The organism is Erythrobacter sp. YT30, from assembly GCF_001542875.1.
Taxonomy (GTDB): domain Bacteria; phylum Pseudomonadota; class Alphaproteobacteria; order Sphingomonadales; family Sphingomonadaceae; genus Erythrobacter.
In genome coordinates, this window is record NZ_LMAF01000002.1 from 1,654,436 (window position 1) to 1,669,017 (window position 14,582).

12 protein-coding genes and 1 tRNA gene are annotated in these 14,582 nt (G+C 55.7%); 8 read left to right on the forward strand and 5 right to left on the reverse strand.

The genetic code is table 11. The features are described 5' to 3' along the window. The first annotated feature begins 73 nt into the window (after positions 1 to 73). From AUC45_RS12700 to AUC45_RS12715, 4 genes are all read left to right on the forward strand, one after another. Positions 74 to 1,438 carry a TrkH family potassium uptake protein gene (locus AUC45_RS12700; RefSeq protein WP_369815250.1) on the forward strand — a complete coding sequence of 455 codons (1,365 nt, stop codon included), beginning with the start codon at positions 74 to 76 and terminating at the stop codon, positions 1,436 to 1,438. After that, on the forward strand, positions 1,428 to 2,093 hold the full coding sequence (locus AUC45_RS12705) for a TrkA family potassium uptake protein (RefSeq protein WP_067603175.1): 666 nt from the start codon (positions 1,428 to 1,430) through the stop codon (positions 2,091 to 2,093). The genes AUC45_RS12700 and AUC45_RS12705 overlap by 11 nt, the downstream gene beginning before the upstream one ends. Before the next feature lie 68 nt (positions 2,094 to 2,161). Further along, the gene (locus AUC45_RS12710; protein WP_067603177.1) at positions 2,162 to 4,252 is read left to right on the forward strand and encodes a bifunctional (p)ppGpp synthetase/guanosine-3',5'-bis(diphosphate) 3'-pyrophosphohydrolase; all 2,091 of its coding nucleotides are present in this window, start codon (positions 2,162 to 2,164) and stop codon (positions 4,250 to 4,252) included. Between the two features lie 145 nt (positions 4,253 to 4,397). Continuing rightward, positions 4,398 to 6,233 carry a methyl-accepting chemotaxis protein gene (locus tag AUC45_RS12715; protein WP_197409567.1) on the forward strand — a complete coding sequence of 612 codons (1,836 nt, stop codon included), beginning with the start codon at positions 4,398 to 4,400 and terminating at the stop codon, positions 6,231 to 6,233. 6 nt (positions 6,234 to 6,239) lie between these two features. Here the strand turns inward: AUC45_RS12715 and AUC45_RS12720 are convergent, their stop codons facing one another. Together AUC45_RS12720 and AUC45_RS12725 are read right to left on the reverse strand one after the other, a co-directional pair. Continuing rightward, on the reverse strand, positions 6,240 to 6,575 hold the full coding sequence (locus AUC45_RS12720) for a DUF1905 domain-containing protein (protein ID WP_067603181.1): 336 nt from the start codon (positions 6,573 to 6,575) through the stop codon (positions 6,240 to 6,242). Then, complete coding sequence (locus AUC45_RS12725; protein WP_067603919.1) at positions 6,572 to 7,621, reverse strand: peptidylprolyl isomerase; 1,050 nt, start codon at positions 7,619 to 7,621, stop codon at positions 6,572 to 6,574. The genes AUC45_RS12720 and AUC45_RS12725 overlap by 4 nt, the downstream gene beginning before the upstream one ends. A gap of 82 nt (positions 7,622 to 7,703) precedes the next feature. Here AUC45_RS12725 and AUC45_RS12730 point away from each other — a divergent pair. From AUC45_RS12730 to AUC45_RS12740, 3 genes are all read left to right on the forward strand, one after another. Further along, a tRNA-Ser gene (locus AUC45_RS12730) sits at positions 7,704 to 7,794 on the forward strand. Between the two features lie 585 nt (positions 7,795 to 8,379). Next, positions 8,380 to 9,585: a DNA modification methylase gene (locus tag AUC45_RS12735; RefSeq protein WP_067603184.1), complete on the forward strand. Its 1,206-nt coding sequence runs from the start codon at positions 8,380 to 8,382 to the stop codon at positions 9,583 to 9,585. Beyond that, positions 9,582 to 10,292: a hypothetical protein gene (locus AUC45_RS12740; RefSeq protein ID WP_156423846.1), complete on the forward strand. Its 711-nt coding sequence runs from the start codon at positions 9,582 to 9,584 to the stop codon at positions 10,290 to 10,292. Before AUC45_RS12735 ends, AUC45_RS12740 begins: the two co-directional genes overlap by 4 nt. A 163-nt stretch (positions 10,293 to 10,455) precedes the next feature. Here AUC45_RS12740 and AUC45_RS12745 read toward each other — a convergent pair whose 3' ends face one another. Further along, positions 10,456 to 10,794 (reverse strand): hypothetical protein, encoded by a 339-nt coding sequence (locus tag AUC45_RS12745; RefSeq protein ID WP_067603191.1) that lies wholly within the window; start codon positions 10,792 to 10,794, stop codon positions 10,456 to 10,458. 96 nt (positions 10,795 to 10,890) lie between these two features. Here AUC45_RS12745 and AUC45_RS12750 point away from each other — a divergent pair, with 96 nt between their 5' ends. After that, positions 10,891 to 11,136 carry a helix-turn-helix domain-containing protein gene (locus AUC45_RS12750; RefSeq protein WP_067603194.1) on the forward strand — a complete coding sequence of 82 codons (246 nt, stop codon included), beginning with the start codon at positions 10,891 to 10,893 and terminating at the stop codon, positions 11,134 to 11,136. Positions 11,137 to 11,331: 195 nt separating this feature from the next. Here the strand turns inward: AUC45_RS12750 and AUC45_RS12755 are convergent, their stop codons facing one another. Together AUC45_RS12755 and AUC45_RS12760 are read right to left on the reverse strand one after the other, a co-directional pair. Continuing rightward, complete coding sequence (locus AUC45_RS12755) at positions 11,332 to 12,495, reverse strand: DUF418 domain-containing protein (RefSeq protein ID WP_067603195.1); 1,164 nt, start codon at positions 12,493 to 12,495, stop codon at positions 11,332 to 11,334. Then, the gene (locus AUC45_RS12760) at positions 12,495 to 14,570 is read right to left on the reverse strand and encodes a TonB-dependent siderophore receptor (RefSeq protein WP_197409568.1); all 2,076 of its coding nucleotides are present in this window, start codon (positions 14,568 to 14,570) and stop codon (positions 12,495 to 12,497) included. The genes AUC45_RS12755 and AUC45_RS12760 overlap by 1 nt, the downstream gene beginning before the upstream one ends. Positions 14,571 to 14,582 lie beyond the last annotated feature (12 nt).

Sequence of the window (14,582 nt, forward strand, 5' to 3'; positions counted from 1 at the left end):
ATTGCGCGCTCTGCGGTCGAAAACTACGGTCGGGAGTGCTTTGTTGTGCAATTTGCAAGTAAATGCGTGAAATATTGGAACCGCATGGCCCACGGCCCATTGGGCAAGAGTGATCGACCTACGTAATCCTATCCGGTTCATTCCGCTCCTTTTTCTGGGAGCAATTGTAATCGGAACCATCCTGCTCTGGCTTCCCATCGCGACGGCAGATGGAACGCAGACCTCTTTTTTAACCGCGCTGTTTACGTCGACATCAGCCATCGCGGTTACTGGCCTGATCGTTGAAGACACGGCGACCTACTGGTCATTCTTTGGCCAGATCGTCATTTTGGCTCTGTTTCAGATTGGCGGTTTTGGCATCATGACTGCCGCTACCCTTTTCGGTCTTTTGGCAGGGCGGGGGTTTGATTTGCGAAGCCGCATGGCGACCCGTGTCGAGCGCAGCAGGCTGGATCTTGGTGATGCGAAATCAGTCTTATTCCTGGTGCTTGGCATTACCCTGATCGTAGAGATCATCGTTGCAGCCATCCTTTCGGTAAGGCTGGCGCTCGCTTATGACTATTCGTGGGGCAGCGCCATCTGGCATGGGGTGTTTCATGCGGTGAGCGCATTCAACAATGCCGGTTTTTCCAGTTATTCTGACAGCGTGATGGGCTTTCAGACCGACTGGATCATGCTTGGTCCCATTATGATCGCAGTGATCATTACAGCGCTCGGCTTTCCTGTGATGCAGGACTTGCGGCACAATGGCACCAAATGGAAACGCTACGCGCTCCATACCAAGATCACTTTGGCAGGCACGGCGATTTTACTGGGTTTCGGCTTTTTTTCGATTTTGATGATGGAATGGACCAATCCCGACACGCTTGGGCCAATGTCGTTTCTGGACAAAGTGCTAAACGCAATGTTTCACTCGGTGATGCCGCGTACCGCCGGCTTTAACAGCCTTGATGTGGGTGCTTTTCGTGAACAGACGCTGCTTGTGAATTACGGCTTGATGTTCATCGGCGGCGGGAGCGCAGGCACGGCGGGTGGTATCAAGATTACGACCGCGGCGGTTCTGATCCTGATCGTCATTTCGGAGATATTCCGGCACGACAACGCCAGCATCTTTCAGCGACGTTTGGGCGAAGACGTTCAGCGCCAAGCCCTCAGCGTCGCCGTGCTCGCGGTCATTATCATTCTAACCGCTGCCACTTTCATCGCATCGACATCCGATTTCGCCATGCGCGACATTCTGTTTGAATGCATTTCCGCCTTTTCGACCGTGGGGCTCTCTACCGGGATCACGGGCGATCTGGATGCTGGCGGTCAGCTTTCCATTATCATTCTGATGTTTGTCGGACGCGTCGGAACCATCACTGTTGCCACTGCGCTGGCGCTGGGCACAAGCAAACGAGATTATCGTTACCCTGAGGAGAATCCCATTGTCGGCTGAAACCCGCGAACCCGTCCTTGTTATCGGACTTGGCCGATTTGGCAGTTCGGTTGCTCTTGCGCTCGAAAAGATGGGGCACGAAGTTCTCGCCACTGATAACGATCCACGCTTGGTGAAGGAGTTTGCATCTTCATTCACGCAAGTGGTCGAGGCAGATTGCACCGAAGCCAATTGCTTAACGAGCCTTGGCGCAAGCAGTTTCGAAACGGCAGTGGTCGCGATTGGCGGCGATATCGAAGCCAGTCTGCTCGCTGTACTCGCGTTGGTGGATATGGGCGTACCGAACATCTGGGCGAAAGCGAACAATGAAGGCCACGCGAGGATACTTGAGCGGACCGGCGCGCATCACGTCGTGTTTCCAGAGCAGAAAATGGGCGAGCAGGTCGCACATCTCGTCAATGAACGTCTGCTCGATTTTATGTCGTTCAGCGATGAATTCTCAATCGCACGGTTGAAGGCGCCTGCGGCAATCTCTGGCAAGCCCTTGTCGGAAAGCAATTGCCGAAAAAAGTACGCAGTGACCGTGATCGGCGTGAAGCGCGAGGGGCAAGATTTCATTCATGCCGTGCCCGAAACGGTGGTTGAACAGGATGACGAGCTGGTCGTGTCTGGGAAGATCGAAAAGCTCGAAGCTTTCGCAGCTATTCGCTCCTAACCGGCAATAAGTGCGCATAGCGATTAAGGCACTTGCCTAACCGGGCGATGCACCGCACATTCACGTCAATGCTGCGCCAGTACGAACTTGTTGAACGGGTGAAGGAATACGACCCGGCCGCCGATGAGGCGGCGCTTAACCGTGCGTATGTCTACACGGTGCAAAAGCATGGCAGCCAAAAACGCGCATCGGGAGATCCGTACTTTTCGCATCCGGTTGAAGTGGCCGGTCTGATGACGGACCTGCAGCTTGATCAGGAGACGATTATCACTGCCCTGCTACACGACACGGTTGAAGACACGCTTGCTACGATTGAGGATATCGAACAGCATTTCGGGCCAGAGGTGGCGCGTCTGGTCGACGGGGTGACAAAGCTTTCCAAGATTGAGGCCATGCCCGAAGATGAGCGGGCGGCGGAAAACTTGCGCAAATTCCTCCTCGCCATGTCTGAAGATATTCGCGTGCTGTTGGTGAAGCTGGCTGACAGGCTGCACAATATGCGCACACTTCACTTTATCAAGAAGCCAGAAAAACGTCAGCGCATCGCGCGCGAGACGATGGATATCTACGCTCCTCTCGCAGAGCGTGTGGGTATGTACGAATACATGCGCGAAATGCAGGCGCTTTCATTCAAAGAACTTGAACCCGAAGCGTATGCCACAATCACTGATCGGCTGGAGCAATTACGCAGCACCGATGGCGGGCAGGTCGATGCAATTGCATTGAAGATTAAGCAGGCGCTTGCCGAAGCCGGACTTGCTGTCGAGGTTTCGGGGCGGGAGAAACATCCGTTTTCGATCTGGCAAAAAATGTCAGAGCGGCATGTTAGTTTTGAACAAGTCACAGACATCATGGCATTCCGCGTCATCACGGACAACGAAGCGGATTGCTACCGCGCGATGGGCGTGCTTCACACGACCTGGCAGTTCCTTCCTGGCAAATTCAAGGATTATATCTCGACGCCGAAGACGAACGGCTATCGCTCGCTTCATACATCCCTGATGTATGAAAACTCGATGCGGGTTGAAGTGCAAATCCGCACGCGCGAAATGCACCGGCGCAACGAGTTCGGGCTAGCGGCGCATTGGGCTTACAAGCAGGGCGACAAGCCCGATGGTGCGGTCGGGTGGCTGCGCGATCTTATTGAGATCGTCGATGCGAGTCATGATGCCGAAGAACTGCTCGAACACACGCGCATGGCGATCTATCAGGATCGCATTTTTGCCTTCACGCCCAAAGGCGCGCTGTTTCAGCTGCCCAGAGGCGCAAGCTCGGTGGACTTTGCCTTTGCCGTCCATACCGACTTAGGTCTCGCGTGTGTGGGCGCCAAGATCAATGGCCGCCACATGCCTTTGCGCACGCCGTTGAATAATGGCGATGTGGTGGAGATCATCAAGGGATCGGAGGCTGAGCCGCAATTGTCATGGCTCGGCTTTGTCGTCACTGGAAAGGCGCGCGCCGCGATCAGGCGGGCTGTGCGGCTGAAAGAACGCGCCGAGGTCGCGACGATTGGTTCCAAACTGTTCGATGAGATCGCATCGCGCGTACCTGCTCGCATTGGCAAGAAAGCTATCCGTGCAGCTATTGAACGGCTGGGCATGGAGAGCCCTGAGGAACTGATGTTCGCAATCGGATCTGCCAAACTTACCGACCGTGAAGTCATGGAAGCGCTTGTCCCTGGCTGCACCGCGGAATTCGAGAAGGACGAGGAATGGTCCCGGCGCGAACGCGTCGTCTCGATCAAGGGGCTGACGCCGGGTGTGGGCTTTGAGCTCGCGACGTGTTGTCATCCCGTTCCGGGTGACAGGATCGTGGGCCTGCGCCGCAAAGGTGAAACCGTGCTAGTCCACACAATCGATTGCCTTGAACTTGCCAACGGCGAAGATCAGGACTGGCTCGATCTGTCATGGGGCAAACGGTCGCACGGCGCGATTGGGCGGCTGACCGTAACGATCTACGACAGACCTGGAACCTTGGCTGAAATGGCCGGCGTATTTGCGCAAAACAAAATCAACGTAACCAGCCTAACGCAGACACAGCTTGATCATCCCTTCACGACTTATGAAATTGATGCAGAGGTCGAAGACTTGACCCACCTTACTCGTATTTTGAGCGCACTGCGTGCCAGCGATGCGGTCGCGCAGGCCGAGCGTCTCTAAAGAAGTTTGGGCATTGAAACCGCCAATATACGCGGTGTTGCTTAGTTAAGACCGAGTTTACTTCTCCTTAAATTGCAAGTGCCTAACCATTCCACTTTGCAGCTGGCGCACTGTCCGAATGGCGTGCGCCCAAAGAGGAACCAGAGTGAGCGTTGTCGATCATCGTTTCGAAAAGCAGGATGCGTTTAGTGGCGCCGAGACGCTGCACGATGCGACGCCAACTGCACGCGCGACGTGGCTTGACCGCTACTCGCTCAACACCAAACTGCGCGGTGCAATCCTTGGCAATATCATCTTCTTAGGCAGCGTCGGCATCATCATTCTGGGTTGTTGGCTTTATTTCATCAATTGGGGCGGAGCGCTTGGCGACATGATCGCCGCCGAGCGAAATTCAGCGCAGGCAGCGCTTTACTTGACCGATGCCCAGGAAGCGCTCGAGGAATTGACTGAAACGGGCAACGAGGCTTCCGCTGAAGCGATCAGGCCTGCTCTCGTAAGCGCTCATGAGCACGTGGCCAATGCACAGAAATGGATTGAAACCGATCTTCCTTATGACACAAATGAGCAGCTTGCAGCTTTTGACGTAAGATTGGTCGAAGCCATTGATGCGTTCAACGCCTTGCAGCCTTCGCCATCACAGGCAGAGCTGCAGGCTTTCAATGCCGAGTTGATCGAGCTGCGCGCTGATCTTCGCCAGTATATCGAGCAGATGCGCGGCTATATCGCTGAAACATCCGACGATTTTTACGGAAATGCGCCTTGGGCCCTGGGGTTTGCGGTTGTCTTTCTTGCCCTCTCAATCGTGCTCACATTTCTTGGATTAAAGATCGTCATCCGCAATGTTGTTGATGTCATCCAGTCGATCACCACCGCGATGAGCAATCTTGCAGCTGGTGATAACGACGTCTCCATTCCCGGCAGTGCTCGAGCCGATGAAATTGGCGAAATGTCCCGCGCATTGGAGATTTTCAGAGCAAAATCGCTGGAACTGGGTGATCTCAATTCGACCCGGGCAAAGGATGCTGAGAAGCAGTTAGCGCAGCAACAACTTCTAAATCAGCGCGCAGAAACCATACGCCGCGAAACCAGCAATATACTCGAAGGGCTGGCGGGGCGTTTCGAAGTATCGGTGGGCGAAGTGATCGCATCGGTCTCCAGCGCTACTGACCAATTGCGAACGACTTCTCAAGCGATGGCGGACTTGTCGCGGGAATCGGCAGAGCAATCACGCGGTGCCGGCAGCGCAATGGAGGCTGCCAATGTAAACGTCACGGCCGCAGCGGCCGCGACGGATGAATTTGCTCTTTCGATAAGTGAGATCAGCCGTCAGGCCTCGGGATCTGCGGCCTTGGCCCGCGATGCCAGCAACCAGGTGGATGCCGCGAGCGCGCAGATGAACACGCTCGCCTCCGCAGCCGATGAGATTGGCGAGATAGTCGGGCTGATCCAGACAATCGCTCAACGCACCAATCTTTTGGCGCTCAATGCGTCGATAGAGGCCGCACGCGGGGGCGAGGCGGGGCGCGGGTTTGCGGTGGTCGCCAGCGAGGTCAAAGAGCTCGCCAATCAGACCAGCGCCGCAACGCAAAGCGTAACAGAACGCATCAACGCGATCCAAAGCTCAACCAATTCGAGCGTCGATGCCCTGACTTCGATCGTCGAACAGATCACTGAGCTGGAACAATCCTCCGTCGTGATTGCCACTGCTGTCGATCAACAATCATTGTCGGGTGAGGAGTTGGCCCGCAACATTGATGTCGCTGCATCGGGATCCGCGAAAGTTGTCGAGCGGCTCGAGAAGCTGCAAGCGGCTAGCCAGAAGACAGGTGGAGCAGTCGAGGACGTGGTCGGAAGCGCTCGCGAATTGGGGCGCCTAGCCGAGGAAATGCGCAGCAAAGCGGGAGCATTTATCGGTGAGGTGCGCAATTCCGCGCGAGACTTGGCAAACAGCGATGCCGAGATCGATCAAATGGTAGGCTGACCTAGTCTAGATTAGATCTATTGTTACGGATACTGGCTTCCCTTCGGCCAGATCTTCCGCTTTCATTACCTTTTGTGAAATCAGCAACGTCCATTCCTTCGAACGCTTTGCCATGTTGTCGACATTCATAGGAAAAACGGACGTTTTCCAGTACGTGTCCCCGATCTTAGCGTGACACTTTACTGAACCAAATCCACGCTGCCTGCCAAACTCCATTCGGCGCAAGGCTGCGTGCATCGTGATCGCTTCTGCTTCATCACCATCAATTTGAATGAGATGATAGGTTCCGCGCTCGCCAACCCAGCGTCTGAGCGGGCGGGCAAGGGCAATCGTATCGCTCATCCCTCTTCGCTGCTCGCGTCAGTGCTTGCCCGTATAGGCACCGGGATATTGCAGATATCCGCGCCGCCGGCGGGATGAATGAAGAACGGATCGCGCCGATTGGCTCGCGCCTCGGCATAGCGGGCAAAGCTTTCCGTTTCGGTTGAGAGGTATTCGAAGCGCGGTTGCTCGGCCTCGGACAGATCGCTGGCGACCTGGATCGAGAGGATGGGGACGCGTTTGTCCTTTTCCTCTGCCGTGTAGAATCCCAACGCACCGCTTCCGCGCGGAAGCGAGGACAGATGCTCCATCCCGCTGATGATCCGCCCGACGAGGGCGATGTTGCGATCAAGATGGCGCGGTGCGTGACCGATCACTGTATAAAGTTCTGCACCGGAGCCCGTGTCGGGGGAGTAATTACGGCCCACGCCGACCATGCCGTAGCAGTGGATGGGGAACCAAGTGTTAGCCTCCAAGGCGAGCGGCCAGCCGATACTAAAATAAACTCCTCTGGCGTAGTTGTCTTCTGAGTATCGTGAGCTTGGCAGAAGACGCTTCGAATACCTTCTTTCTGCCTTGTAAAAATTGTTCCAGTATGCGGTGCCGCGAGATGCGATTTTGGCGAGCGCTTGGGAGGAAGATCTTACTGTATAATCCTCCTCCTTCATCACATTCAGTCCCTCAGGCAGTGGCTTCGCCTTGCCATTCGCTTCCGGGTTATCGTGATTGGGGTCACCCCATTGCACGACGTAATTGTCCTGCACCCGGTTAACGCTTATCCTATCATACCAACCCGCGCGCGCTAGAGTGCGAATGTTCTCGACCCAGCCTTGGCTGAAGGGGGCGGGCATCAACTGAATTACCACTTTGCGCTCATTGCCCGAGGGATCGGGAGCCAGAGTCATCACGACAATGTCCTCTGATGCAATTCTGACCCATTCCGATTGCGGCGCGGCATCGACGATCTCGTTGGGGCTAGGGGCTGGCTCGCTCACAGTGTCCTGAGCCCGCACAGGAGCAGCTAGACAAAATGCGAATGCGGCCGAGACTAGGAGAGCTTTTATCATCGCAACTGTCTGCCACCACTTCGCGGGTTGCGAAAGGACAAAGGCATCGCTAACGCTGCGCGCCTGCTTGAAAAAGCCGAGCGGAGACGTGGCCGAGTGGTCGAAGGCGCACGCCTGGAAAGTGTGTATACGGTAACCCCGTATCGTGGGTTCGAATCCCACCGTCTCCGCCACCCAGTCTGCGACTTTCCCGATATCTGATAATTCACCTCGCAGAACGGCGCAGTTCTGCGGGATATCGTGCACGAAGCGGTACTCAATAGGACGCAATCGAGAGAGCAGCGGGCGAAATCTGGCGTGTTTTCTCTGTCGCTACATGGCGAAGTACCGGATAGCCAATCTCCCTGTTTCTCCCTGTTCCTCCCTGTTCTTAGGCTTAAATTTGCTTGTGCAGTTTGTGCTGTAGGTGAGTATTATAACGAACTTTCAGTTGGTTAGATGTCCTACGACACACTCCTTTGCGCATGACAATCGGTGAGAATCGATGGGAATACGTGCGAAACCGCTGGCAAGCATTTGAGAAGGGGACCGCAAATGATGTGGGTAAAGGCAAAGCCCACGAGAAGGCAGAGGGAAAAGATAGGTCTTGCTAGGGGACACGCCTTGTTCTAACCCGAATGTGTCCCACCACGGATTCCATTAAGTTATCTGGAGTCCATGTTGTGAATTCTCGAACATTAGAAGAAATTTGCCCGGCAGCGCTAAAGCTGAGGGAACGCCAATGGCTTAGGTGCAATCGCGATCAGCGCAAGGCTGCGATGCGGCTGATCGAGCGGACCGGTGATATTGAGATCCCGCCCTTGATCGACAGGGACAATCGCGTGGTTTTCGGCGAGGAGTTCGTTCTGGCGGCCAAAGAGCTTGGACTACAATCGATTACCGTCGTGCGCTCAGACAGGTTGAGCCCGAACGAGTTCCGTCTCTATGCGGTCAACGCTTACAAAGTGCTCGATATGGGCGAGTTCGACGAAGCGCTACTCGCTGAGGAACTCAGGGAACTTGAACAACTCCTTGGAAGTGAGGCGCTGACTGATTTGGCATTTGAAGAAGGTGAGCTGACCCGGCTGCTTGAGCTTGAGAATGCCATTGTCGAGGACAATTCACCTTCTGCCCAATCCGATGGTCCGATAATCACCCGGTCGGGTGACCTTTGGAAGGCTGGTCATCACCGCTTCCTGTGCGCCTCATCGCTCGAAGGCTCTAGCTTTTCGCTTCTCATGGACGGCGAGCTTGCAAGCTTTGGTTTGACGGACATGCCATACAACTTGGCCATGCGCGACATATCGAGCGATCCTACAAGGGAGGAGTTTGCCTTCGCGCACGGCGAAATGTCGCCCAATGAGTTCACCCGCTTCCAAACAATAGTGATGCGCTTGATGAAGGAGCACAGCAATCAGGGTAGCCTGCATGCTTTTTTCATGAGTTATCACTTTCTGCCTGAGCTGTTTCGAGCAGGCATGATCGCATTTAGTCGCCCAAAGGCATTGTGCACGTGGATCAAGAGCCAGCCCGGTCAGGGGAGTCTTTTTCGCTCCAAGACCGAGTTTATCGCATATCTCAAGAACGGGACGGCGCCACATCGGAACAATGTCCAACTTGGCAAGCACGGACGCAATCGGACTACCGCGTGGCACTACGATGGCATGACCTCAGCTTCCGCAGAGCGCGATGAGCTGTTGAAGCTTCATGCCACGCCGAAACCCGTCGATTTGCTGAAGGACGCGATATTAGACGTGACCGCCCGCGGAGAGATCGTCCTCGATCCTTTTGCAGGCATCGGTAGCACTGCAATCGCCGCTGAGTCAGCTAAGCGGCGTGCATACACGATCGAAATCGAGCCCCGCTTTGTCGATGCTGCAGTCAGACGCATGCGCTCAACCCATGGCATTGAAGCGTACCGCGACAGCGACGGAGCTTCTTTTGGCGATCTCGAGGTCGAGGCCAGCAAGGAGAGCGCAGCGTGAGCAAGCGTGAAGATGACAAGTCCAAACCAGCAAAACGCTCCGATGTTGGCCACTGTAAGCCACCGAAGGAGCATCAATGGCCCAAAGGTCACTGTCCAAACCCCAATGGTAGAAGAGGCAAAAAGATGAAGCCCGATCCAACACCCAATTTGCCAACGGAGCTTGAGCAGGCGCTCTTGCGTTACTTCATGGCACCGATGGGCACGGCAGATACTGCTGAGACTAGCAGGTTCCATCACCAACTTCGCACAATGCATCTGTCGAGCAAGGAAAAGTCAGAGTACGGCAAGCTGTTGCTCACACTTACTTTGGAGGCGAGCAAGAACCAGGCGCAGTGGAGAGCGCTGGTGTTGCGCGAGGCCCTCGCTCACAAGGAGGAGTGGGGCGCGAAGTTCGCCATGGCGCGGAAACTTGGAAGCAAAGAGCCCGCCGTCTATCCGCATCCCGATGATATCATCATAAATCATGATCTCACGGTGACATTCGACGGACCCATCCTAGCCGACGAGGCACGGCAGCTTGATCTCATACTTGAACAACGCGATTTGGCATTCTCCGTAGTTCAAGAAGTCAACGGCAGAGCGGATCTCGACGTAGAATCTAGGCGAGAGATGTGGGGGGCTATTAGGCGGAGGTATTATCGCTACAGCCCCCGGAGACCCAAGCGGCTGAAGATGCCATTCCCGAAATTCGAGCCTTGCGCTTGATCCGTTCAGGATCTCTCCCTGCTAGAATCGGATGTGCCATGCTGGGTACATGCCTCGCGATTTGCCGAACACTTCGTTGAGACCCATTGTCTGGTGCTCGCCTGTGATGACGTTGACAAACACGAAGCAATATCTTTCTCCGACACTCTGTGCCGTGAGTAGCTCACCTGCGGTGATATTGAAAACAATATCCTCTCAAATCGCTACCAACTGAAGGTCGATTGGTGGATTTGATCTCGCATATCATAATCGCGTCGATTGCCTCACTGATCGCATCTGGATCGGTGAGGTCGACAGTTCGGTCCATCCAAACCATGTCATAAGCGGCACCGTACAGCGTTTTGCCGCGCATCGCTAAACCCACGCGTAACGCAGCTCTCTCTGTCGGTGTTGGGCAATGATAACGCGCATCTTCGGATAGCAGGATTTCGATAGCCCGTTTGGCAGTGCTGTGGCCTACTGTCTTGGGGTCATCCGCAGGATCGCTGGTTTGCTTGTTCATGCCTCGAGCTGTGCTCTCCAACCGGTAGCTAGTCCAGCAAAATGAGACTTATAAGTCGTGGGCGCATAGGTCGCATGACCCGAACACCTTCCCACGATGGAAATCCGCAAGCGTATAGGCTGGAATGTTCGGCGCCTCAGAGCAGAGCGCGAGATAAATCAGGAAGACTTTGCCACCGAAAGTGGGTTCGACCGGGGTTACATATCTGGCGTTGAGCGCGGCGTACGCAATCCATCCATCCTCGTGCTTGATCGGATCGCCAAGGCGCTCGAGGTTGATGTGGTTGACCTGCTTGATGAGGTGGAGGCGGTCAAGTTCTCTGAGAAGCGGTTGGGGCGTTAGCCTCAAAAGTGGATATGCCCGTCTGCCGTGCACCCAAAGGCCAGAAGTTGAGGTGTGACTTGAACGGGGCCGCAAGCGGTCGGTCTGCTTTTGGTTGTCGGCGTGTGAAAAGCAGACGCACTACCCGATCAAGATGCAGCTTCAGAAAGCACATCGACTCGCTTTCATTGTTCGGTCGCCAATCTCGCACTATTCCTACCGCAGGAAGGGCTGTAGCCGACTGTAAGTCAGCGATCGCCAAAGCCATTCGAGCGGACCAAAGCGAAAATGCGCAAGCCAGATAGGAGAGGCGATCAGGAAACCCGCGCAAACCGCGACCGTGATAAGCGTTAGCGCACGCAAAGAGAGTTGCCCGAACAGGCCGAGCCCCAAGCTGGAGAACAGGACAAGACCAATCACCGATTGAAGGATGTAGACCGTAAAGGCGGTGCGTCCGACCGCCGCCAATGCTTGAGCCTTCCATCCATGCGCAACCGCTCCGATTGTCAGTGCTGACCAGAACAGTGCGCCGCCGAAGCGATGGAGGGACCACAGCCCGTTTATAATCGTATCCTCAAGTGGCGAGCCTCCGATGCCAAGAAGGCGCGCTGCGATAAGACCAAACGCGCACGCAGCTCCTACCGCGCAAAGCAAGAAATAGGTTTTGGGCGAAAGCTGGCACGTTAGGAAGCCGTTCTTGAGTAACCACATGCCAATGATCATGACCGAAAGGTAATCGAGCCAACCTCGGTTTATGATGAGCAAGTCCCACATATAGAAACGCACGGCATCGATGCGTGCGGCTACCTGATCGGCCATTGAGCCGAGCATGATGCGCTCGACTTCCAGATGCATCTTTGGGCCGTCCTGCCAAAGTATCGGAACGTCGTTGTATTCGACTGGAAAAAGGATCGAACCAACAAACAAGACGATTTGGAGTGCGGCGCCCAGGGCCAACAGGGTTGGCCCTGACATCCTGACGAACAAGATCGCGACAAACCCAACCAGCGCGTACTTGATCAGAATATCACCTTCTCGAATGAAGATGAGGTGGATAGCGCCGAAAACTGCCAGCCAGAATAGGCGGCTTATTACGACTGATAGCGAGACAGGCTTCTCGCGCGCGAGGAGCAGCGCCAGGCTCGCCCCAAACAGCGCGGTGAATATGGTCACAAATTTACCATGCACGAATACGCTGTGAAGGTAGCCAATCACCTGATCGTACTCGCCCTCCCAAAGAGTTCGATCAGCATAGTGATTGTAGCCGCTGGCCATCATCTTGATGTTGACGACGAAAATCATCAGCACCGCGAGCCCGCGCAGGACATCAAGACTATCTATCCGGGAAGCCCCGAGAGTGGGAGACTGGTGCTCTGCCATCAGAACTGGTCGGTAATCGTGAATTTGACGAATTCGCCACGGCGACGGTCGAGTATTTCAGAGCCGGTGAGCGAGCCGCTGCGATCTGGGGTGAACAGAAGCCGGTCGCGCGGGAAGATCTGCCCACCGATGTTTCGCACCTCCAGGTTCATCTTCAGGCCAAAGAAGCGGGTGGTTTCGATAAAGGCGGTCCAGCGGTCACCGCGCGCCTCCTCGATCGCTTCGTCGATGAAGAACGTCGCAAACTCGATCCGCGGTTCGTAACGTATTCCATAGGCAAAGCGCTCAGCGGTGAAATCCTGGCGGAAATCGATATCGATGTTCGGGTTCTGCAGGCCATTTATATTGCGCGTTTCGCCGGTGATCGGATCATCAAAGCTGGAATCGCGAAATTCTGCGGTGACCTCAAGCAGACCGCCGGGCAACACGGCTCGAAGCGGAAGCGCTCCTTCAACGTCCATACCCCAAACTCTCGCAGAGCCAGCATTCGCCAATCCGCCAACACCGCTCGGCAGGATAACCTGCTCCAAAACATCCTCACGCCATTCGTGAAAGGCTTCGACATTGAGCGCTGCGCCGGACGGAGCGCGGAAGTCTGCGGTGAAGCTTGCCCGCGTTGTTTGATCGGGACCGAGATCGGGGTTGCCGCCGATTACCCGGTCGTCTTCAAGATTGGTCGATGCGGCAAAATCATTGAAATCGAGCTGGCCGACCGTGCGGCGCACTGCAGCGCGTAACTGGATCGCCTTCGAGAGCTGATGGGTGATCGCGAAGGAAGGTTTGAGAAAGGTGAAGGTGTTTTCCCCCTCGGCATCGCCCGCGACGGTAATACGCGAGGTTTCGATCGCTAGCCCCGCTTCGATCGTCCAGTCAGGCGCAGCAATCCAGGTGATGTTGGTGAAGGCTTCGCCGCGCAGCTCCTCGACCGTCACATCGGACGCAGGCAGGTCGATGGGCGTGACACCGGTCTCGTCCTCGAACTCGAGGGCTATTGAGGAGTCGAGCCGGTTGTACGCGACCTCAACACCGAATTCCGGGCGAAAGCTTCCCTCCAACTTCCCGATTGTCCCGCGCGATAGCACTTCGAGCGGCAGGCGGTCTGCGCGGAACCGACTGATAGTTGCGAGCTCGCCAACTGGCTCTTCGACCACATTGCGCGATTCCTGTACCGACTCCGTAAGTGATCCAAGGCCGAGCACTTTCAGCACCCATTTGTCGGCGACGCGCCCCGTCCAGTCGGCGCTGAACTCGCCAGTCCAGAATTCAGAATCGAAACGAATGTCGGTCCGGCGGTCTGGCATGCCGTCTGGCAGGCGACCGAAGAAACCATCTCTGCCGGTCTCCTGGTAGAAACGGCTATTGCCAAAGCGCCCGTTGAGCGTGAGAGTACCGACACCAACCAGTCGCTTCGCTTCGGTCGCGATGAAGGCGTCCCGCAAGGTTGAAGGAAGCGTTTCCTGCTCGAACACCTGAAGATCGCCGGCGCCATCGAAGGTCAGGCGGTCAAAATCGGTAAAGACGAACTGCTCCCAGAAGGCGTTGATGCGCGTTGTCGTGGTCCACTCGCCGAGCGGCGCGGTCACCGAGAGCTCGCCGCGTGGGTAGGTCAAGCCTTCCGCATTTCGCTCAAGTTCCCCTGACCACGTGCCGGCCACGGTCTGAGGTTTTCTGATGACATTCGCCACGATGCTCTGGCCTGCGGTTTCGCCCGCTCGTTGGGCTCCGCGCGTGACCTCGATCCGCTCGACTGCATCGGCGGGAATGCGGCGGAGGAACCCTTCCAGTCCCTCTGTCTTGATCGTCGGGCGCTCGCCATCAATGAGCACATTCCCGGCACCGCCTGCGAAACCACGAAGCTCAGCCCCGCTCTCAATCGCGAAACCCGGCGTGCGCTGCAGTAAGTCGAGCGCGGTCTGCGGAAAGAACCTATCGAAGAAAGCGCGTGGGTAGGTCTCGATATTGTCGTCCGCTGGTTGCGGAGCCTCTTGTTCTTCAGGGGCAGACTCTGGTTCTTGCGCATGGGCGGGAGTTGAAGCTGCGAACGCAATAGCGAATACCGAAGCTACCGCTGACAAAATACAACTTCT